The following is a 19,083-nucleotide window of genomic DNA, read 5'->3' on the forward strand; positions in this document are numbered from 1 at the left end:
TTTTTCCGCTCATAAGCTCATTCTAAAAAGTTATTTATTTACCGATTCTTAGATCATTTAGTCTCCATCCACGCCGACGTTCGGTCGCCTGATATGGAGCTCTTCAATGAAACTGAATGTCCCGCTTCGCCTGCTCGCCGCCGCCACTCTGGCTGCCGCAAGCTTTCTGGCGCAGGCTGCCGACCTCACCGTCGCCTACCAGACCACCGTTGACCCGGCGAAAGTCGCCCAGGCCGACGGCGCTTATGAAAAAGCCACCAAAGCCGACATCGCCTGGCGCAAGTTCGACAACGGCGCCGACATCATCGCCGCCATCGCCTCCGGTGACGTGCAGATCGGCTACCTCGGTTCGAGCCCGCTGACCGCCGCGATCACCCGCAAAGTCCCGGTGCAAACATTCCTCATCGCCACGCAGATCGGCGCCGCTGAAGCACTGGTGGCGCGCGATGGCTCCGGCATCAAGACGCCGCAGGATCTGATCGGCAAGAAAATCGCCGTGCCGTTCGTGTCCACTGGGCACTACAGCCTGCTCGCCGCGCTGAAGCACTGGAACATCGATCCGTCGAAAGTCACCGTACTTAACCTCGCCCCGCCCGCGATCATCGCCGCCTGGAAACGCGGTGACATCGACGCCACCTACGTCTGGGATCCGGCACTCGGCGTGGCCAAGGAGAATGGCAAAGTGCTGATCACGTCCGGCGAGCTGGCCAAGTTTGGTGCGCCGACTTTCGATGCGTGGATCGTGCGCAAAGACTTCGCCGAGAAGCACCCGGAAATCGTCACCGCATTCGCCAAGGTCACCCTCGACGCCTACGCCGATTACCGCAAGGACCCGCAAGCCTGGCTGGCGACTCAGTCCAACGTCGACAAGCTGGTCAAGCTGTCCGGCGCCAAGGCCAGCGACATTCCATTGCTGCTGCAGGGCAACGTTTACCCGCTGGCGGCGGATCAGGTCAGCGACCTCGGCGCGCCGACCACCAAAGCCATCACCGACACCGCCGCGTTCCTCAAGGAACAGGGCAAGGTCGAAGCCGTGCTGCCGGACTACGCGCCGTACGTCAGTGCCAAATACATCACCAACTGATCGGGAGATTACAGCGATGGCCTTGCTACAGCTGGAGCGCATCAGCGCACAGTACCCAGGCAGCCCTACACCTGTGCTGGCGGATATTTCTCTGACCCTGGGGCCGCAGCAGTTGCTGGTCGCCCTCGGCCCGTCCGGCAGTGGCAAGACTTCGCTGTTGAACCTGATTGCCGGTTTCGTTGAACCAAGTACCGGGCGCATCACCCTTGACGGCGTACCTGTCAAAGGCCCGAGCGCCGAGCGTGGCGTGGTGTTTCAGGACGACGCCTTGCTGCCATGGCAGGACGTGCTGGCCAACGTTGCGTTCGGTCTGCAACTGGCCGGTGTCGCCTGGGACAAACGCGAAAAAATCGCCCGTGAAATGCTCGCGCTGGTCGATCTCTCGGGGTTTGAAAGCCGCCGTATCTGGCAACTGTCCGGCGGCCAGAAACAACGCGTCGGCCTCGCCCGCGCTCTTGCCGCTGACCCGCGCGTGTTGCTGATGGACGAGCCCTTCGGCGCTCTCGACGCGTTCACTCGCGAGCAGATGCAAGAGCTGTTGCTGCAAGTCTGGCAGCGCACGGCCAAACCGGTTTTCCTGATTACCCATGACATTGAAGAAGCGGTGTTCCTCGCCACTGACCTGATTCTGCTGGCACCGAATCCGGGGCAGATCGTTGAGCGCCTGCAGCTTGATTTTGGTCAGCGTTACGCTGCTGGCGAGTCCGCCCGCGCGATCAAATCCGATCCGCGTTTTATCGAAACCCGTGAACACGTGTTGAGCAAGGTGTTCTCGCAACGCAGCGCCGGACAACGGCAGGAGCGCGCATGAGCAGTTACGACGTTTCTTCGGCTGCGGTAAAACCGGTCAGCGCATCGGTGGTGATTCCCGTGCGTCGTAGCCTCAGCACGCGCTGGATCAGCTTTTTGACGCTGTTCGCTTTGGTGGCGATCTGGTGGGCGGTAACGGCCACGGGTTTGATCGAACCGCTATTTCTGCCGCCGCCTTCTGCGGTATTGCAAAAAGGCTGGTTGCTGGCGACCAGCGGCTATATGGATTCGACGCTGTGGCAACACTTGGGCGCGAGCCTCGGCCGCATCGGTCTGGGCCTGGGCTTTGCCATCGTGACCGCCGTGCCGGTAGGCATCGCCATCGGCGCCAACCGCATCGCCAGGGGCGTGCTTGACCCGCTGATCGAGTTCTACCGCCCTATTCCACCGCTGGCCTATTTGCCGCTGATTGTGATCTGGTGCGGCATCGGCGAGTTGTCGAAAGTACTGCTGATCTATCTGGCGATTTTCGCGCCGATTGCCATCGCCACCGCGACCGGCGTACGCACCGTTGACCCGGCGAAGTTGCGCGCGGCGCAGTCTCTGGGTGCGACTCGCGCGCAATTGATTCGCCATGTGATTGTGCCCAGCGCCCTGCCGGACATTCTGACCGGTGTACGCATTGGCCTGGGGGTTGGCTGGTCGACGTTGGTCGCCGCTGAATTGATCGCGGCCACCAGTGGCCTGGGCTTCATGGTGCAGTCGGCCGCGCAGTTCCTGGTCACCGATGTGGTGGTACTGGGGATTCTGGTCATCGCCCTGATCGCCTTCGCCATGGAAATGGGCCTGCGCGCCCTGCAGCGCAAGCTGGTGCCATGGCACGGCCAGGCGCACTGACAAATTTCCCGCGAATCCCCTGTAGGCCTTCGCCTGCTCGCGATTGCGGTGTGTCATTCACCACAGCGTTGACTGCCAGCCTGCAATCGCGAGCAGGCGAAGGCCTACAAAAGCTTGAACCCCGAATTGAAGAGAACGACCATGAGCAGCCTCAACATAACCCCGCTAAGCCCGGCACTCGGCGCGCAGATCAGTGGCGTCGACATCAGCCAGCCACTGAGCCTGGAACATCGCGATGCTATTGAGCAGGCGTTGCTGAAGTATCAAGTGCTGTTCTTCCGCAATCAGCCGATCGAGCCGGCGCAGCAGGCACGTTTTGCGCATTATTTCGGCGACCTGCACATTCATCCGATCTACCCGAACGTGCCCGAGCAGCCCGAAGTGCTGATCCTCGACACCGCCGTCACCGACGTACGTGACAACGCGATCTGGCACACCGACGTGACCTTCCTGCCGACCCCGGCGATGGGCGCGGTGCTCAGCGCCAAGTTGCTGCCGGAGTTTGGTGGCGACACCCTGTGGGCCAGCGGCATTGCTGCATATGAGGCGCTGTCGGCGCCGATGAAGGCCTTGCTCGAAGGACTGACCGCGACTCACGATTTCACTCGCTCGTTTCCACTGGAACGCTACGGCAACACGCCCGAGGCGCTGGCACAGTGGGAAGAAGCGCGGCGCAAGAATCCACCGCTGTCGCATCCGGTGATTCGTACGCACCCGGTCAGCGGCCGACGCTCGCTGTTCGTCAACGAGGGCTTCACCTCGAAGATCAATGAACTGGCGGAGACCGAAAGCGAAGCGATTCTGAAATTTCTGTTCGCCCATGCGACGCGGCCGGAGTTCACCATTCGCTGGCGCTGGCAGAAAGACGATATTGCGTTCTGGGACAACCGCGTGACCCAGCATTACGCGGTAGACGATTACCGCCCGGCGCGGCGGGTGATGCAGCGGGCGACGGTGTTGGGGGATGTGCCGTTTTTTCGCTGAGCCCGTTCAAGATCAAAAGCCCCTCACCCTAACCCTCTCCCAGAGGGAGAGGGGACTGATCGGGGGAGTGCTTTAGAAGTGCGCCGACCTGATCCTGCCATGCTGAACTCATAATCGACTCGGTATTTCGGGTCGATGTATTGGGCAAGACACACCGGTCGGCTCCCTCTCCCTCCGGGAGAGGGCTGGGGTGAGGGTGACTCACTCCGCCGTCGAAGGCTTCTCCCACAGATTGATCCCGCCCTCCTGGGCAAACCGATCAATCTCCGCCAGCTCTTCCGCGCTGAAATTCAGATTCTTCAACGCGCCGACGTTTTCGATGATCTGCTCCGGCCGGCTTGCGCCGATCAGTGCTGAAGTCACCCGTGAATCGCGCAGCGTCCACGCCAGCGCCAGTTGCGCCAGGCTCTGGCCGCGACGCTTGGCGATCTCGTTCAACGCCCGCACGTGAGCAATGTTGGCCTCGGACAGGTGCGAAGCCTGTAACGAGCCGCCGCCCGGACGATTGACTCGTGCATCCGCCGGCACGCCGTTGAGGTATTTGTCGGTGAGCAGACCTTGCGCCAGCGGGGTGAACGCAATCACGCCGGTACCGAGTTGTTCGGTAGTGTCGAGCAGATCTTTTTCCACCCAGCGATTGAGCAGGTTGTACGCCGGTTGGTGGATCAACAGCGGTACTTTCCACTCTTTCAACAGTTCGGCCATTTCGCGGGTTTTCACCCCGGAGTACGACGAGATGCCGATATACAGAGCCTTGCCCTGCTGCACCGCCGTGGCGAGAGCGCTGGCGGTTTCTTCCAGTGGCGTGTCCGGGTCGAAGCGGTGCGAGTAGAAGATATCGACATAGTCCAGACCGAGGCGTTGCAGGCTCTGGTCGAGGCTGGCCAGCACGTACTTGCGCGAGCCGCCGCCCTGGCCGTAAGGGCCGGGCCACATGTCCCAACCGGCCTTGCTGGAGATGATCAACTCGTCGCGGTACTGCTTGAAGTCTTCACGCAGCAGACGACCGAAATTGATCTCAGCGCTGCCGTACGGCGGGCCGTAGTTGTTGGCCAGGTCAAAGTGGTTGATGCCCAGATCGAAGGCGGTGCGCAACAGTGCACGCTGGGTGTCGATCGGCGTGCTGTCGCCGAAGTTGTGCCACAGGCCCAGCGACAATGCCGGCAGCACCAGACCGCTGCGACCGACGCGGCGGTAAGGGATGGAGTCGTAGCGGTTTTCGGCAGCGGTGTAGGTCATCGAATCCTCTCTTGTCTGTCTTGAATGGGTGTCGACTGCTTCGTGAGCAGGCTCGCTCCCACAAGTGAATGCCTTTCAAAGGTGGGAGCGAGCCTGCTCGCGAAGGGCGTTACGCAAATCTGTTTTTCGGTCGCGCCAGACCGAGGTTCTGGCGCAACGTCCGGCCTTCATACTCCGTTCTGAACAGTCCACGCCGCTGCAGTTCCGGAACCACGCCGTTGGCGAAGTCTTCCAGCCCGCCCGGCAGGTGCGGCACCAGCACGTTGAAACCGTCCGCAGCGCCTTGTTCAAACCACTCCTGCAACTGATCAGCAATCTGCCCGGGCGTTCCGACCAGGCTGTAATGCCCACGCCCGCCGGCAATTTTACGACCCAGTTCAGCAAGACTAAGGTGCTCGCGCCCCGCCAGTTCAGTGAGTAATTTTTGCCGGCTCTGCTGACCGCTTTGCGTCAGCGGCAACTCCGGCAATGGCCCGTCCAGCGGATACTTCGACAAATCGAAGTTGCCCAGCATACGCCCAAGCAAGGCCACGCCCACCTCGGGTTCGACCAATTGCTGAAACGTTTCACATTTTTCCTGCGCTTCGGCTTTGGTGTGGCCGACCACAACGAAGACACCGGGCATGATTTTCAGCGAATCGGCATTGCGACCGTACCGAGGCAGGCGCCCCTTGAGGTCGGCGTAGAACGCCTGCGCGTTGGCCAGAGAAGTCTGCGCGGTGAATACCACTTCAGCCGTCTGCGCTGCTAGCTCACGTCCGGTTTCGGACGAACCGGCCTGGATGATCACCGGTTGCCCCTGCGGCGAGCGGGCGACATTCAACGGTCCTTTGACCCGAAAGTGTTCGCCGACATGATCCAGCACATGCAGTTTTTCCGGCTGGTAATACGCGCCGCTGGCCTTGTCGCGCACAAAGGCGTCGTCCTCCCAGCTGTCCCACAGGCCGGTGACCACTTGATGAAATTCGCGCGCGCGGCTGTAGCGTTCAGCGTGGCCGATATGTTCGTCACGGCCAAAATTCAGCGCTTCGGCGGCGTTGTCCGAAGTGACCAGATTCCACCCCGCTCGCCCGCCGGACAAATGATCCAGCGAAGCGAATTTGCGCGCGACGTGGTACGGCTCGTTGTAACTGGTGGTCGCCGTGGCGATCAGGCCGATGTGCTCGGTCACTGCACTGAGGGCCGAGAGCAAGGTCAGCGGCTCGAAGTGATCGGAGCGCGCCATGCGACTGGCGATGTCGTGAGTCGGTGCGGCGACGCTGTCGGCGACGAACAGCGCATCGAATTTCGCCGCTTCGGCAATCTGCGCCAGCCGCTTGTAATGGGCGAAATCCAGCCCGGCATTCGCCGGCACATCCGCATGCCGCCAGGCGGCTACATGGTGCCCGGTAGCCATGAGAAACGCGCCGAGTTTCATCTGTCTGCTCATCTCAGAAATCCTTGCGCAGTTGCACGCCAAAATAGCGCTCGTCGTCCCGTGGCACTGCGCGGTAGATGTAGCTGCCGCCACTGGCGAGCAACGGCGAGTAGGACTTGTCGGCGAGGTTTTTGCCGAGCACCGCAACGCGCCAGCCATTGCTGTAATCGGCCAGTGCAACGCTGGCGTTCCACAGCCCATAGGCGCCCTGTTTGGTATCGGGGTTCTGGCTGATGTCGTACTGCACTTCGCTTTGCCAGCTGTAATCGGTGCCCAGTTCGATGTCCAGGCCGTTGTCCAGCGGGATGGCGTAATCGGCGCGCACGTAACTTTTCCAGTCCGGGCTGAAGGGCAGCGGTTTGCCGTTGACGTTGCACGACGCCGCCGCGCCGGCCGGGCAGGCGAATTCGTCGATGCGTGCGCGGGTGTAGGCCAGCGCGCCGGAAAACTTCAGTTGCTGAGTGGCCTGCACGGTGTAATCGAGTTCGACGCCTTCGGTGCTGACGCTGCCGGCGTTGATCAGGCGCGTCACCACCTGCCCGGCGACGGTGTCGAAGAAGTTCGCCTGATAGTTGTCGTAGTCGCTGTGGAATATCGCCAGGTTGGTCGTCAGGCGATTGTTCCAGGTGGTCGCCTTGATGCCCGCCTCCCAAGTGTTGGAGGTTTCCGGTTTCAGCGCTTCGGTGTCGCGCGGCTGCATGTTGAAGAACACGTTGTAGGCCGGGCCTTTGTAGCCGCGCGAATAAGTCAGGTAAGTGGTCACCGTATCGCTCAGGTCGTACTGCACACCGAGACGCCCGGACCAGCCGTCTTCATCGACAGATCCTGAACTGCGGGTCGCCGGCTGGATACCGCTGACCGTGGTCGGCGAAGTGGAAACGCGACGATGATCATATTCCAGATCATCATGGGTATAGCGCAACCCGGCGATACCGCGAAAGTCGGAAGTGAAGTTCAGCGTGCTCTCGCCGAACAGCGCATAACTGTCGCTGGTGGTGCTGTAATCGGCGACGCCACGGTCGGTGCGCGTGGTGGTCGTCAGCGTGCGCTGATAGCTCTCGTCGTCCTTGCCGTGCATGTAGAACAGGCCGCCCACGTATTCGAGAAATTCGCCCTTCGGCGAGGCCAGACGCAGCTCTTGCGAATACTGGTCGAACGCCAGATCGCCCTTGTCCGCCGTGCCAGGGAACGCCGCGGTCACGCTGCCGAGACGGTCGCCGTCCTGATATTGGGTGTTGTCCCAGCCGCGCCATGCAGTGATCGACGTCAGGGTGTAGTCGCCCAATTGCCAGTCGAGCTGGCCGGACAGGCCTTTGTTGATGTCTTCGATGTGAGAGCGGGTGTCGGTGTTGATGTCGCGGTTGTGGCTGGTCGCATTCACCGGGCTCAGCGCATTGCTGAAGGCCGGCGTCAGGGATTGGCTGACCACGCCATTGGGCGCATCGTCGTGGGACTGCATGTAATCGGCGATCAGGGTGAACGTGACGTCGTCATTCGGCGTGAATTCAAGCTTGCCGCGCACGCCGCGATGGTTGTAACCGTTGACCTCCTGGCCGTTGTGCTGGTTATCGACGTTGCCGTCGTAGGTGCCGAACAGCGTGCTGATCGAGCCTTTAAGGGTGTCCGGGATCAGGCTGCCGCCAATGCCGAAACGCGTGCGGCTTTCGTTGCCGCTGTAGTACGACTGCTCAGCGTAGCCATGCGTCTCGTTAGTCGGCGCCTTGCTGGTGATGTTGAGAACGCCGGCCGAAGCGTTTTTGCCGAACAATGTGCCCTGCGGGCCGCGCAACACCTCGACGCGCTCAAGATCAAGCAGATCAAGCGTGGCCTGACCCGGACGCGCATACACCACGCCATCAATCACCGTTGCCACGGTTGGCTCGACACCCGGCGAGGTGGAAATCGTGCCGACGCCGCGCACGAATAACGAGGTGTCCTTGTTCGAGGCGCCGGTGCGGAAATTCAACGAAGGCACCTGCTGAACGATGCTCGCCACGCCGTTGCGGTTATCGCGCTCAAGCTGCTCGCCGTCGATCACCGAAACTGCGACCGGGACTTTTTGCAGCGACTCCTCGCGGCGGGTCGCGGTAACGGTCACCGACTTCAGCGTCGGCTCTTGATCGCTGCTGTCAGCCGCCAGTGCGTTGGGCAACGGCAGCGCCGCCAACCCTGTCAATAACCAGCCTGCGGCGCGAATCGACTGCGCCAGTTTGTGTGTCGCCTCAGGAATGTTGTGCATGTTCTGCCCGCTCGAAATTGGCCCTGATCCGCTGCCGTTCTGCGACGACAGCGCCTGATTCGGTGTCTTGGGCATTCGCTCGAGCGAGTAGCAGACAATGCGCTGTGTTAGCGCTAACATCGGCAGTATTGGCAAGGAGGCCATAGAACTTCCAATAATGAAAAATTACTTTTATATGCGATTTGGTTTTTAATGAGGAGCGACGCGTGAGCGCAGACAAGCCCCGCAAACGCCGTGGCGCCGGCCGTGTGACCCTTGATGCCGTCGCGCGCGCAGCTGGCGTTTCGGCGATCACCGTATCGCGCTATTTCAACCAGCCCGAGCAGGTTTCGCCCGAGCGCCGCGAGCGCATTGCGGCAGTGGTGGCCGAGTTGGGTTACGTGCCGAATCTGGTCGCCGGCGGTCTGGCTTCAGCGCGCGGAAAAATTGTCGGTATGGTCATCCCGAACATCTCCGGGCCAATCTTCGCCAATACTTTGCAAGGCTTCAGCGACACCCTCAGCCGCCACGGTTATCAGCTGTTGCTGGCGTCGAGTTACTTCGATGTCGAACAGGAAGAAAACGCCGTGCGCGCGTTTCTCGGCTGGTCGCCGGCCGCGCTGGTGCTGACCAGTCACTTTCACAGTGCAGGCACGGAAAAGATGATCGCCGAAGCGGATATCCCGGTGATTGAAACCTGGGATTATCAGCCGGATCGCGAGCCGATGCAGATTGGCTTTTCGCACTTCGAGGTGGGGGTGACGGCAGCAACGCATCTGCTCGAAAAAGGCTACCGGCGCATCGCCTTCGTGCAGAACAGTGCGCCGGGGGATTTCAGTGCACTGGAACGCCGCGACGGCTATGCCGCGACCCTGCGCAAATCGGGCCTGGAACCGTGGGTCTTCGCGCCCGACGCCGACCGCGCACCGTTCGATGCCGGCAAACAGGCAATGGAGGCGCTGATGAACGCTTCACCACGCCCCGACGCAATCTTCTTCGCCAACGACAACCTCGCCGCCGGCGGCCTGCTCGCCGGGCAACGCGCAGGCCTGAAAATCCCCGAAGACTGCGCCGTGCTCGGCTTCGGCGACTACCCCTTCGCTGAAATGCTCCTGCCCAGCCTGAGCACGATCAAACCACCGGCACTGGAAATCGGCGTGCTCGCCGCAACCCGCGTACTGGAAAGCCTCGGGGTACTGCCGTGCGACGAAATACAGCGGCTGAATCTGTTGCACTGCCAGGTTATCGAGCGGGAAAGCACCTGATCTCCAGGATCTCGCTCAGCTCGACAATTCGCGCAAGGCAGCCGCAGCCAGGAACCCTGAACGCGAGTTGTAGCGCTGATCTCGCCTGACTGTTTGATCGATACGCTCCAACAGTTGCTCAGGCAGTGTGGCGTTGAACCGCACTGACTTGCCGAAATATGGCGTGATATCAAAATCGACCACGCCCCAGATTCCTCCTGCGTAATCCGGATTATCAAGATGCGCATCAATGTCTTGCACCTGCGGCAGCGGCGCTCCGTCGGCAACCAGACCTTCATAGTGAAGCGCCAACGCTTCCCGAGTACTTTCAAAAGCCTCAGCAACCGTAGCGCCCGCGGAGAAGCAGCCGGGGACATCCGGGATAATCACTCCGTAGTCCGAGTCGGCATCCTTGTGCAGAACGACCGGGAATTTCATGTGGGTGAGTCCTTCCTCTGACAGGCCAATCAAAGGGCCTTCGTTTTCAATGGTGAGCCTCATTTCAAGCCCGCCTGTTTCAAAATGCTGTTGATCGTCCCCGTGGGCAGATCTGAGTCAGGGTGCTTGATCGTTACCCTTCCCAGCTTGAACGGATGCTTGTATTGATGATGGCTGCCTTTCACTGCCACCAGATACCAACCATCATTTTCGATCATCCTGATCATTTCCCGACTGCGCATTTCCTTCGCCCTGTTCGACAGCTAGAGCTTCTTACAATAGGTGGCCCAGGCGGTTTATATACACACCATACACACGCTGACAAATATTAGCTTATGGAGCAGGCGTGCGCTCATGGGGGAGATCATCGGTAGGTGCGGACCAGCAAGCAAAACATCTCAGCCGTCAGGCATTACTAAACGAGTCGCAAAATGTGTCGACAGGGCAACCCTGTGCGCAAAAGCAAGGGCGGGATTGGCTATGCTCTAAGTACACTGAAGCGGCCCATTCGCGAGCGGGCTCGCACACAGGGATTTCGTGCGTACATAGATTTATGTTCAGCCTAGGTCCATTGTGGGAGCGAGCCTGCTCGCGATAGCGCTCTTTCAGGCAATAAACATCCACCAGACAGAACCCGCCATGCACACCGCCATCATCATTTTCTTCGGCCTGGTCCTGCTCGCGCTGATGCTCTACATCGGTGAGCGCATCGGCTTCAGTCGGCAAACCATGGCCTACGGCTTCGCCGCGCTGTGGCTGGCGTTGACGTTGATCAACGGCGCGGTGGGGGTGGTGCATGCCGGCCAGTCCGTTGGTTCGGAAATAGCGATTGGCAGTGCGGTGTTCGGCGTGCCGATGGCGGCGATGGTGTTGTTCATGGTGCTGAGCGCCGAGTCCTGAACAGACCCGACGCTCAGCCGCCGTCAACGCACCAGGTGCAGGAACTGCATGTGCCGTTCGTACTGGTCGAGGATGTCGTTGATGATCTGCTCTTTGGTGTAGCCGACCAGATCGTAATCCTGACTGCCCTCGCTCAAATGCACTTCGGCGCGATAGTAGCGGCGGTTGTTGAGTTGCTTCGAACCCATGCCACCACGGGCAAACGACGGCGTGAAGTAGCCGCGCATCTGCACTTGATAGATGAATGGATGCTGCTCGCCGTGGCCGATTTCCAGGCTGACGCTGTCATGCGCCGGGTCCGGCTGGGTGACCACGTTCAGGCCTTTCTCGACGAACACCGCCGTGACTTCTTCAATCGCCGGGCGCACCGTGGTGTCCATGAAGCGATATACCTCGTCGCGCGACGGGAAGTGCACTGCCTGGCTCAAGCGCTGGCGCCAGCCCCCGGTGCCACGCCGCGAGCCGGAAACCGGGGCCAGCGAATGCAACTGCGCAATCTGCTTCTGCGACTCCAGGTAGAACGCCTTGTGCAGGCCCCACATCATCAGCAGCAGAATCAGCGAGAACGGCAATGATGTGAGTACAACCGCTGACTTCAGCGCATCGATGCTGCCGGAAAACAGCAGTGCGCTGGTGATCAGCGCAGTCATCGCGCCCCAGAACACCCGCAGCCATTTCGGCCCGTCCTCGTCAGGGTTGCCGCCCTTGGCCGACAGCGTCGAGAGCACGACGGTGCCGGAGTCCGCCGAGGTGACGAAAAACACGAAGCTGATGAACACCGTCACGGCGATCACGGTTTTGCTCCACGGATAGGTTTCCAGCAACAGATAAATGCTCATCGACGGGTTATCGATGGCCGACATACCCAGCGCGCTCATGCCATGGTTGAGCACTTGATCGAGGGCGCTGTTACCGAATATCGACATCCACGCCAGGGTGAAACCGAGCGGAATCAACAGCACGCCGAAGACAAATTCGCGGATGGTGCGGCCACGGGAAATCCGTGCGATGAACAGGCCGACGAATGGCGACCATGCGATCCACCAGGCCCAGTAGAACACCGTCCAGCCGCCGAGCCAGTCGCTCGGTTTGTTGTAGGCATACAGGTCAAAACTCTTCATCGGCAGGGCGCCGAGGTAATCGCCGAGGTTCTGGATCAAGGTGTTGAGCAGGTGCTGAGTCGGCCCGGCGAACAACACGAACAGCAGCAGCGCACAGGCCAGCAGCATGTTGATGTCGGACATTACCCGCACGCCTTTATCCACGCCGGAAACAGCAACGATGATCGCTGCGCCCATCATCAGCGTGATCAGGCCGACCTGAATCCACTGGGTATGAGCGATGCCGAAGAGATAGTCGAGACCGGAGTTGAGGTGCAGCACGCCAAAACCCATGTCGGCACCGAGACCGAACACCGTGGCGATGATGCCGAAGCCATCCACGGCGTAACCGATCGGGCCGTTGATGCGTTTGCCGATCAGCGGATACAGCGCCGAGCGTAGCGCCAGCGGCAGGTTGTGACGGTAGGCGAAATAGGCCAGCGCCATGCCGACGAAGGCGAACACGCCCCAGCCGTGCAGGCCCCAGTGCAGAAACAGAATCTGCATCGCCTGACGCGCCGCCTCTGCGGTGCCCGCCTCGCCTTGGGGCGGCTGAATCATGTGCGTCAGTGGCTCGGAAACGCAGAAGAAAAACAGCGTGATGCTGATCCCGGCGGCGAACAGCATGCCGGCCCAGGACAGGTAACTGAATTCGGGCTCGTCGTGATCGGCACCGAGTTTTATCTTGCCGTAGCCGGACAAGGCAGTGACCACCACGAAGATCAGATACACCGTCATCGCGAGCATGTAATACCAGCCGACCGTGTTGGCTGCCCAGTTCTGCGCTTGCAGCAACCAGGCGCCGGCCTGCTCGGGCATCGCGATAACAACGAGACCAAACAGCAGAATGACCGTCGCGGCGAAGTAGAACACCGGCGGATTCATCCGCACCAGACCGCTGGCGGGGGTGGACGATGCACTCATGAAACGTGCACCTCGAGGGGTTGAAACATGGCTGAAATGATCGGACTCAGCAAAGGCAAGCCTCCTGTTGTGAGCGGGCAGCGAACCACCGGTTTAACTTGAATGAACGTTCAAGTTAAACATGGATAGGGTGGTAAGGACTAATCGCAGGGCTGGGCGGTAGTTTTCCTACCGCGGCCCGAGGAGGGGTATGACGCGGGTTTCAGGGGATTCGTTCACTGGAGAATTGGCTGAAGGCCATTATCTCGATTTGGCCTGAAAACCATTCGCGAGCAAGCTCGCTCCCACATTTGAAATGCATTCCATTGTGGGAGCGAGCTTGCTCGCGAAGAGGACAGTAGCCGCGAAGCAAATTCAGAGGCCTACTTCTGCGTCCCGTCATCATGCTGCAGATTCGCCTGCGTCAGATTCGCCCCCGCCGGCACGCTGCGCGTCAGCCACACATTGCCGCCGATGGTCGAGCCCTTGCCAATGGTGATTCGCCCGAGAATCGTCGCCCCGGCGTAAATCACCACATCGTCCTCAACGATCGGATGGCGCGGATGGCCTTTTTGCAACTGGCCGTCCTCATCCGCCGGAAAGCGTTTGGCCCCCAGCGTCACGGCCTGATAAATCCGCACCCGCTCGCCAATGATCGCCGTCTCGCCAATCACCACACCCGTACCGTGGTCGATAAAGAAACTGCGGCCGATCTGCGCGCCCGGATGGATATCGATACCCGTCGCCGAGTGGGCAATCTCCGCGCTGATCCGCGCCAGCAGCGGCAAACCGGCGCGGTACAAATGATGGGCGAGGCGATGGTGAATCACCGCCAGAATCCCCGGATAGCACAGCAGCACTTCGTCGACACTGCGCGCAGCCGGGTCGCCGTGATAGGCCGCCAGCACATCGGTGTCGAGCAAGGTGCGCAGGCCAGGCAAAGCCAGGGCGAAATCCTGAACGATCTGAATCGCGCGGGCTTCGACCTCGCTGTCGTCCTGGGCACTGTGCCGCGCTGCGTAACGCAGTTCCAGACGGGTCTGCGTGAGCAAGGCATTCAGCGCGACGTCGAGGGTGTGGCCGACGTAAAAATCTTCACTCTCTTCACGCAGGTCCACCGGCCCCAGACGCATCGGAAACAGCGCGCCGCACAGTGTTTCAAGAATCTGCGCCATCGCTGCGCGCGAAGGCAACTCGCGACCACCCTGCTCGCCGGAAGCCCGGCCATTCTGTGCCCGCCACTGGTCGCGTGCGCTGCGCAACTGTCCGACGATGGTGTGCAATTGCCAATGACTGGAACGCTCGCTCACGGTAGAGACTCCTCACGGGCGGCCGGACTGTCTGGCCGCGTCAACGGCGCCCACTTTACGGCATGACTACGATGGCAAATTAAGAACCGATAGTGCTGACGTAAGTCCACCTGGCTATAAGCGATTGGCGGTTGCCCCTGCAAAAGCGCGTGCCTATAGTCGTTTCATCTTTCTCCGCCAGTACGAACCATGATCAAGAATCAGCTGGAACGCTTTAACCGTCTAGACCTGCTCGGCCACCCTACGCCGCTGGAAAAACTCGAGCGTCTGTCCACATGGCTCGGCCGCGAGGTGTACATCAAGCGCGATGACCTGACGCCGTTGGCCATGGGTGGCAACAAGCTGCGCAAACTTGAATACCTCGCCGCCGATGCGCTGGCACAAGGCGCCGACACGCTGATCACCGCGGGCGCGCTGCAATCGAACCACGTTCGTCAGACGGCTGCGCTGGCCGCCCGACTCGGTCTCGGCTGCGTGGCACTGCTGGAAAATCCGCTGGGCACCGAGGACAGCAATTACACCGGCAACGGCAACCGCCTGCTGCTGGACCTGTTCGATGCCAAAATCGAGCTGGTCGACAATCTCGACAATGCTGACGAACAACTGGCCGCCCTCGCCGTGCGTCTGCGCAGCAACGGCAAAAAGCTCTATCTGGTGCCGATCGGCGGTTCCAATGCGCTCGGTGCGTTGGGTTACGTGCGCGCCGGGCTGGAACTGGCCGAGCAGATCAAGGACACCGGACTGGAGTTCGCCGCCGTCGTGCTGGCCTCGGGCAGCGCCGGCACGCATAGTGGTCTGGCCCTCGCACTGAGCGAAGTGCTGCCACAACTGTCGGTGATTGGCGTGACCGTCTCGCGCAGCGAAGAAGATCAGCGGCCGAAGGTCCAAAGCCTTGCCGAGCGCACCGCGGAGCTGCTCGGTGTCGAGTTGCCGGCCAGCTTCAAAGTCGAGTTGTGGGACGAGTATTTCGGCCCGCGTTACGGCGAGCCGAACGCCGGAACCCTGGCAGCGGTGAAACTGCTGGCGGGTCAGGAAGGTCTGTTGCTTGACCCGGTCTACACCGGCAAGGCCATGGCGGGATTGCTCGATGGCATCGGGCGCCAGCGCTTTGATGAGGGACCGATCATTTTCCTCCATACCGGCGGGTCGCCAGCGTTGTTTGCCTACAAGGATTTTCTATAACTGATCGTTCCCACGCGGAGCGTGGGAACGAGCGGCGCAACGGATCAGGCCACCTGGGCGTTCAACGCCCTGCGCAACGCCACCAGCAATTTCAAAATATCCTGCGGATCCAGTCGCTGCGGTGTTTTTACGTCCATGTCATCTTCCTTGTTGTGGTTTGGCCGAGGGAGTCTGGCCAAAAGCTGCCCGTCCTTGGAGGCCTTTCGTTAAAAAAAGATCCGTCCTACAGCGCAAAGGAAAATAGCCTTCTTATTCCTTCCCGGCAAACCGACAAGATAGTTTTTTGCGTGATATCAATATGCTTTAACGGTATTTAAATTCCAGTTTTTATACCTATAAAGTCAGTGCCTGCCGGACAGCCAACCCGCTGTCCATGGATTGCTTCACCGTCGTTTACCAAGCGACGTCAGGACACGGCATGACTTTCGATTACGCATTCATCCTCGGCACGCTGCCGGCGTTTCTCAAAGCCGTCGGCGTCACGCTGCAGGTCGGTTTGATCGCCATTGGCACCTCGTTGCTGGTGGCGCTGCTCAACGCGACGATCCTGGTGTTTCGCACGCCGTACCTGCGCAAACTGGTCGGTCTTTACGTGGAACTGGCGCGCAACACGCCGCTGCTGATCCAGTTGTTCTTCGTCTACTTCGCCTTGCCGGCACTGGGGATCAAAGTCTCCGGTTTCACTGCGGCGATCATCACCATGACCTTTCTCGGCGGCGCCTATCTCACCGAAGTGCTGCGTGCCGGCGTCGATGCCGTGCCGCAGGCGCAGCTCGAATCGGGGCGTTCGATCGGCCTGTCCCACGGCCAGTTGCTGCGCTACGTGATTCTGCCGCAGGCGGGCATTCTCAGCCTGCCGTCGCTGTTCGCCAATTTCATCTTCCTGCTCAAGGAAACCACCATCGTCTCGGCAGTGGCGGTGCCGGAAATCCTTTACACCACCAAAAGCTACATCGCGCTCTACTACAAAACCTACGAAATGCTCGCCGTGCTGACGCTGATCTGCGTGCTGCTGTTTTTGCCGCTTTCGCTGTTGCTCAGCCGTCTGGAAAGGAGGCTCCAGCATGGCCAGTTCGGGTCTTGAGTTGCTTTGGGTGTCGTTGCCGCAACTGGCCAAGGGCGCCGGGCAAACGTTGTCGATCTCGTTTCTGAGTATCGCCATCAGCACGGTTGGCGGCGTGTTCTACGGCGTGTTGCGCACGCTCAACGTGGGCTGGCTCAACGCGATTCTGCGGGTGTACCTGGAGCTGTTCCGGGCGATTCCGGTGTTGGTCTGGCTCTATCTGCTGTTTTTCGGTTTGCCGATTTTCTTTGGATTGAGCCTGCCAAGCTTCTGGTGTGCAGTGCTGGTGCTGTCGCTGTGGGGCGCCAGTGAGGTCGGTGAAGTGGCGCGCGGTGCGTTGCATTCGTTGCCACGCGGCCAGCGTGAAGCGGGTCTGTCGATCGGTCTCAACGCCGTGCAACTGTACGGTTACGTGCTGCTGCCGCAAGCGCTGAAGCGCATGACACCGCCGACCATCAATGTCTACACACGGATCATCAAGACCAGTTCGTTGGCGGTGCTGATCGGTGTGGTCGATGTGATCAAGGTCGGCCAGCAGATCATCGAGCGCACCTACGAATCGGTGCTGATTTATGGCGCGCTGTTTCTGTTTTTCTTTTTCATCTGCTACCCGCTCTCGGCCGCTTCGCGCGTGCTGGAGCGGCGCTGGACGCAAACATGAGCGCACTGATCGAGTTTCATGGCTTCAACAAATACTATGGCGAGCAGCAGGTACTCGATGGCATCGACCTACGCGTGCAGAGCGGCGAAGTCATCGTCATTCTCGGCCCCAGCGGCTGCGGCAAAAGCACCTTGCTGCGTTGCCTCAACGGTCTCGAACAAGCCCACAGCGGCAGCCTGAAATTTGTCGGGCGCGAGCTGCTCGACAAGGCCACCGACTGGCGCGAAATCCGCCAGCAGATCGGCATGGTGTTTCAGAGTTATCACCTGTTTCCGCACATGAGCGTGCTCGACAACCTGCTGCTCGGCCCGCTCAAAGTGCAAAAACGTCAGCGCGGCGAAGCGCAGCAGCAGGCCGAAGCCTTGCTCGCGCGGGTAGGCCTGGCGGACAAGCGCGACGCCTTCCCGCGTCAGCTCTCCGGTGGCCAGCAGCAACGCATCGCCATCGTCCGCTCGCTGTGCATGAACCCACGGGTAATGCTCTTCGACGAAGTCACCGCGGCCCTTGATCCGGAAATGGTCAAGGAAGTGCTGCAGGTGATTCAGGGTCTGGCCCGCGAAGGCATGACCCTGTTGATCGTCACTCACGAAATGGCCTTCGCTCGCGCGGTGGCCGACCGCATCGTGTTCATGGATGCCGGGCGCATCCTCGAACAGACCCCGCCCGAGATTTTCTTTACGAACCCGCAAACCGCACGCGCGCAGCAGTTTCTGGAGAAGTTCTCCTTCGTGGCAACCCTGCCGAAAACGAAACCGACCAAGGAACTGGAACCGCTATGAAAACTGCCGCTTTGTTACTGCCCCTTTTGAGCCTGGCCTTGCTGGCCGGTTGCAGCAAAACCGAAGAACCCACGAAGCCGAAAGTCGCCAGCGAGCGTGCTGCGCCCGCCGGTTATCTGGAGAAGATCAAGGCTCGCGACAAGCTGATTGTTGGCGTGTTCACCGATAAACCGCCGTTCGGCTTTGTCGATGAGAGCGGCCGTTACGTCGGTTTTGATACCGACATCGGCCGGCGGTTTGCCAAGGATCTGCTCGGCGATGAAAACAAGGTCGAATTCGTCGCGGTGGAACCGGCCAGTCGTATTCCGTTTCTGCAAAGCGACAAGGTCGACCTGATCCTCGCCAACATGACGGTGACCCCGGAGCGCAAGGAAGCGGTGGAATTCACCAACCCCAATCTCAAGGTCGCCGTGCAGGCCTTGGTGCCGCAGGGCAGCTCGGTGCAAAAGCTCGATGATCTGGCGACCCGCACCACCATCGTCACCACCGGTACGACCGCCGATATCTGGCTGACCAAGACTCATCCGGACTGGAAGCTACTCAAGTTCGAAAAGAATTCCGAGTCGCTGCAAGCCCTGGCCAATGGTCGTGGCGATGCCTACGCGCAGGACAATCTGGTGCTGTTCAGCTGGGCCAAGCAGAATCCGGGCTATCGCGTGCTGGAAGAAAAACTCGGGGCCGAAGCGCCGATTGCGCCGGCGGTGAAGAAGGGCAATCTCGAACTGCGCGACTGGGTGAACAGCGAGCTGGCGAAGCTGGGCGAGGAGAAATACCTGCTCAAGCTGTATGACCAGTATGTGCGCAAGGAACTGAGCGATGACACCCGGCCTGAGAGTGTGATCGTTGAAGGGGGCAAGTGGCAGGGGTGACTGCCTGTTGGATTGGCGGTGAGGCTTGCCCCTCACCCCAGCCCT

The 19,083-nt window shown here is 60.4% G+C and carries 18 protein-coding genes; 11 read left to right on the forward strand and 7 right to left on the reverse strand.

Translation table 11 applies throughout. The features are described 5' to 3' along the window. Positions 1–106: 106 nt before the first annotated feature. The 4 genes from tauA to tauD all read left to right on the forward strand — a co-directional run bounded on the left by tauA (position 107) and on the right by tauD (position 3,715). Positions 107–1,084, forward strand: a complete 978-nt coding sequence (gene tauA, locus V6F91_RS15030) for a taurine ABC transporter substrate-binding protein (protein WP_332765686.1) — start codon at positions 107–109, stop codon at positions 1,082–1,084. A gap of 16 nt (positions 1,085–1,100) precedes the next feature. Next, positions 1,101–1,895, forward strand: a complete 795-nt coding sequence (gene tauB, locus V6F91_RS15035; protein WP_332765688.1) for a taurine ABC transporter ATP-binding subunit — start codon at positions 1,101–1,103, stop codon at positions 1,893–1,895. After that, entirely contained in the window at positions 1,892–2,731 is an 840-nt protein-coding gene (gene tauC / locus V6F91_RS15040; protein ID WP_332765690.1) for a taurine ABC transporter permease TauC, read from the forward strand. The genes tauB and tauC overlap by 4 nt, the downstream gene beginning before the upstream one ends. A 141-nt stretch (positions 2,732–2,872) precedes the next feature. After that, a complete protein-coding gene (gene tauD, locus V6F91_RS15045) occupies positions 2,873–3,715 on the forward strand; it encodes a taurine dioxygenase (RefSeq protein ID WP_332765692.1) in 843 nt (280 codons plus the stop codon). A 201-nt stretch (positions 3,716–3,916) separates the two neighbouring features. Here tauD and mgrA read toward each other — a convergent pair whose 3' ends face one another. From mgrA to V6F91_RS15060, 3 genes are all read right to left on the reverse strand, one after another. Beyond that, positions 3,917–4,954, reverse strand: a complete 1,038-nt coding sequence (gene mgrA, locus V6F91_RS15050; RefSeq protein ID WP_332765694.1) for an L-glyceraldehyde 3-phosphate reductase — start codon at positions 4,952–4,954, stop codon at positions 3,917–3,919. 109 nt (positions 4,955–5,063) lie between these two features. Then, the gene (locus tag V6F91_RS15055; protein ID WP_332765696.1) at positions 5,064–6,383 is read right to left on the reverse strand and encodes an LLM class flavin-dependent oxidoreductase; all 1,320 of its coding nucleotides are present in this window, start codon (positions 6,381–6,383) and stop codon (positions 5,064–5,066) included. Between the two features lies 1 nt (position 6,384). Continuing rightward, complete coding sequence (locus V6F91_RS15060) at positions 6,385–8,610, reverse strand: TonB-dependent receptor (RefSeq protein ID WP_332765885.1); 2,226 nt, start codon at positions 8,608–8,610, stop codon at positions 6,385–6,387. A gap of 206 nt (positions 8,611–8,816) precedes the next feature. Here V6F91_RS15060 and V6F91_RS15065 point away from each other — a divergent pair, with 206 nt between their 5' ends. Further along, the gene (locus V6F91_RS15065; RefSeq protein ID WP_332765698.1) at positions 8,817–9,854 is read left to right on the forward strand and encodes a LacI family DNA-binding transcriptional regulator; all 1,038 of its coding nucleotides are present in this window, start codon (positions 8,817–8,819) and stop codon (positions 9,852–9,854) included. 15 nt (positions 9,855–9,869) lie between these two features. On the opposite strand, the gene V6F91_RS15070 is transcribed toward V6F91_RS15065, so the two are convergent. Further along, complete coding sequence (locus V6F91_RS15070; RefSeq protein ID WP_423815330.1) at positions 9,870–10,334, reverse strand: type II toxin-antitoxin system HicB family antitoxin; 465 nt, start codon at positions 10,332–10,334, stop codon at positions 9,870–9,872. Next, positions 10,331–10,513, reverse strand: coding sequence for a type II toxin-antitoxin system HicA family toxin (locus V6F91_RS15075; protein WP_332765700.1), 183 nt, complete (start codon positions 10,511–10,513; stop codon positions 10,331–10,333). The genes V6F91_RS15070 and V6F91_RS15075 overlap by 4 nt, the downstream gene beginning before the upstream one ends. Positions 10,514–10,910: 397 nt before the next feature. On the opposite strand from V6F91_RS15075, the gene V6F91_RS15080 reads away from it, so the two are divergent. After that, positions 10,911–11,171 (forward strand): hypothetical protein, encoded by a 261-nt coding sequence (locus tag V6F91_RS15080; RefSeq protein WP_332765702.1) that lies wholly within the window; start codon positions 10,911–10,913, stop codon positions 11,169–11,171. Between the two features lie 23 nt (positions 11,172–11,194). Here V6F91_RS15080 and betT read toward each other — a convergent pair whose 3' ends face one another. Beyond that, positions 11,195–13,156, reverse strand: coding sequence for a choline transporter BetT (gene betT, locus V6F91_RS15085; RefSeq protein WP_332765887.1), 1,962 nt, complete (start codon positions 13,154–13,156; stop codon positions 11,195–11,197). Positions 13,157–13,557: 401 nt separating this feature from the next. Further along, complete coding sequence (gene epsC / locus V6F91_RS15090) at positions 13,558–14,484, reverse strand: serine O-acetyltransferase EpsC (protein ID WP_332765704.1); 927 nt, start codon at positions 14,482–14,484, stop codon at positions 13,558–13,560. A gap of 189 nt (positions 14,485–14,673) precedes the next feature. On the opposite strand from epsC, the gene V6F91_RS15095 reads away from it, so the two are divergent. The 5 genes from V6F91_RS15095 (at position 14,674) to V6F91_RS15115 (ending at position 19,038) form a co-directional block, all read left to right on the forward strand. After that, the gene (locus V6F91_RS15095) at positions 14,674–15,666 is read left to right on the forward strand and encodes a D-cysteine desulfhydrase (RefSeq protein ID WP_332765706.1); all 993 of its coding nucleotides are present in this window, start codon (positions 14,674–14,676) and stop codon (positions 15,664–15,666) included. Between the two features lie 418 nt (positions 15,667–16,084). Beyond that, positions 16,085–16,750: an amino acid ABC transporter permease gene (locus V6F91_RS15100; RefSeq protein ID WP_332765708.1), complete on the forward strand. Its 666-nt coding sequence runs from the start codon at positions 16,085–16,087 to the stop codon at positions 16,748–16,750. Next, the gene (locus V6F91_RS15105) at positions 16,731–17,390 is read left to right on the forward strand and encodes an amino acid ABC transporter permease (protein WP_332765710.1); all 660 of its coding nucleotides are present in this window, start codon (positions 16,731–16,733) and stop codon (positions 17,388–17,390) included. Before V6F91_RS15100 ends, V6F91_RS15105 begins: the two co-directional genes overlap by 20 nt. Next, complete coding sequence (locus V6F91_RS15110) at positions 17,387–18,169, forward strand: amino acid ABC transporter ATP-binding protein (protein ID WP_332765713.1); 783 nt, start codon at positions 17,387–17,389, stop codon at positions 18,167–18,169. The genes V6F91_RS15105 and V6F91_RS15110 overlap by 4 nt, the downstream gene beginning before the upstream one ends. Beyond that, on the forward strand, positions 18,166–19,038 hold the full coding sequence (locus V6F91_RS15115; protein ID WP_332765715.1) for a transporter substrate-binding domain-containing protein: 873 nt from the start codon (positions 18,166–18,168) through the stop codon (positions 19,036–19,038). The genes V6F91_RS15110 and V6F91_RS15115 overlap by 4 nt, the downstream gene beginning before the upstream one ends. The last annotated feature ends 45 nt before the right edge of the window (positions 19,039–19,083 follow it).

The organism is Pseudomonas koreensis (assembly GCF_036668835.1).
Lineage (GTDB): Bacteria > Pseudomonadota > Gammaproteobacteria > Pseudomonadales > Pseudomonadaceae > Aquipseudomonas > Aquipseudomonas koreensis_I.

What these genes read in the sequence shown, in the direction of transcription:
- V6F91_RS15095 (WP_332765706.1), top strand. Translation starts at nt 14,674, where the DNA reads ATGATCAAGAATCAGCTGGAACGCTTTAACCGTCTAGACCTGCTCGGC.
- betT (WP_332765887.1), bottom strand. Translation starts at nt 13,156, where the DNA reads ATGAATCCGCCGGTGTTCTACTTCGCCGCGACGGTCATTCTGCTGTTT.
- V6F91_RS15055 (WP_332765696.1), bottom strand. Translation starts at nt 6,383, where the DNA reads ATGAGCAGACAGATGAAACTCGGCGCGTTTCTCATGGCTACCGGGCAC.
- tauD (WP_332765692.1), top strand. Translation starts at nt 2,873, where the DNA reads ATGAGCAGCCTCAACATAACCCCGCTAAGCCCGGCACTCGGCGCGCAG.
- V6F91_RS15075 (WP_332765700.1), bottom strand. Translation starts at nt 10,513, where the DNA reads ATGCGCAGTCGGGAAATGATCAGGATGATCGAAAATGATGGTTGGTAT.
- tauA (WP_332765686.1), top strand. Translation starts at nt 107, where the DNA reads ATGAAACTGAATGTCCCGCTTCGCCTGCTCGCCGCCGCCACTCTGGCT.
- V6F91_RS15100 (WP_332765708.1), top strand. Translation starts at nt 16,085, where the DNA reads ATGACTTTCGATTACGCATTCATCCTCGGCACGCTGCCGGCGTTTCTC.
- V6F91_RS15110 (WP_332765713.1), top strand. Translation starts at nt 17,387, where the DNA reads ATGAGCGCACTGATCGAGTTTCATGGCTTCAACAAATACTATGGCGAG.
- mgrA (WP_332765694.1), bottom strand. Translation starts at nt 4,954, where the DNA reads ATGACCTACACCGCTGCCGAAAACCGCTACGACTCCATCCCTTACCGC.
- V6F91_RS15070 (WP_423815330.1), bottom strand. Translation starts at nt 10,334, where the DNA reads ATGAGGCTCACCATTGAAAACGAAGGCCCTTTGATTGGCCTGTCAGAG.
- V6F91_RS15060 (WP_332765885.1), bottom strand. Translation starts at nt 8,610, where the DNA reads ATGCACAACATTCCTGAGGCGACACACAAACTGGCGCAGTCGATTCGC.
- V6F91_RS15080 (WP_332765702.1), top strand. Translation starts at nt 10,911, where the DNA reads ATGCACACCGCCATCATCATTTTCTTCGGCCTGGTCCTGCTCGCGCTG.
- tauC (WP_332765690.1), top strand. Translation starts at nt 1,892, where the DNA reads ATGAGCAGTTACGACGTTTCTTCGGCTGCGGTAAAACCGGTCAGCGCA.
- V6F91_RS15105 (WP_332765710.1), top strand. Translation starts at nt 16,731, where the DNA reads ATGGCCAGTTCGGGTCTTGAGTTGCTTTGGGTGTCGTTGCCGCAACTG.
- tauB (WP_332765688.1), top strand. Translation starts at nt 1,101, where the DNA reads ATGGCCTTGCTACAGCTGGAGCGCATCAGCGCACAGTACCCAGGCAGC.
- V6F91_RS15115 (WP_332765715.1), top strand. Translation starts at nt 18,166, where the DNA reads ATGAAAACTGCCGCTTTGTTACTGCCCCTTTTGAGCCTGGCCTTGCTG.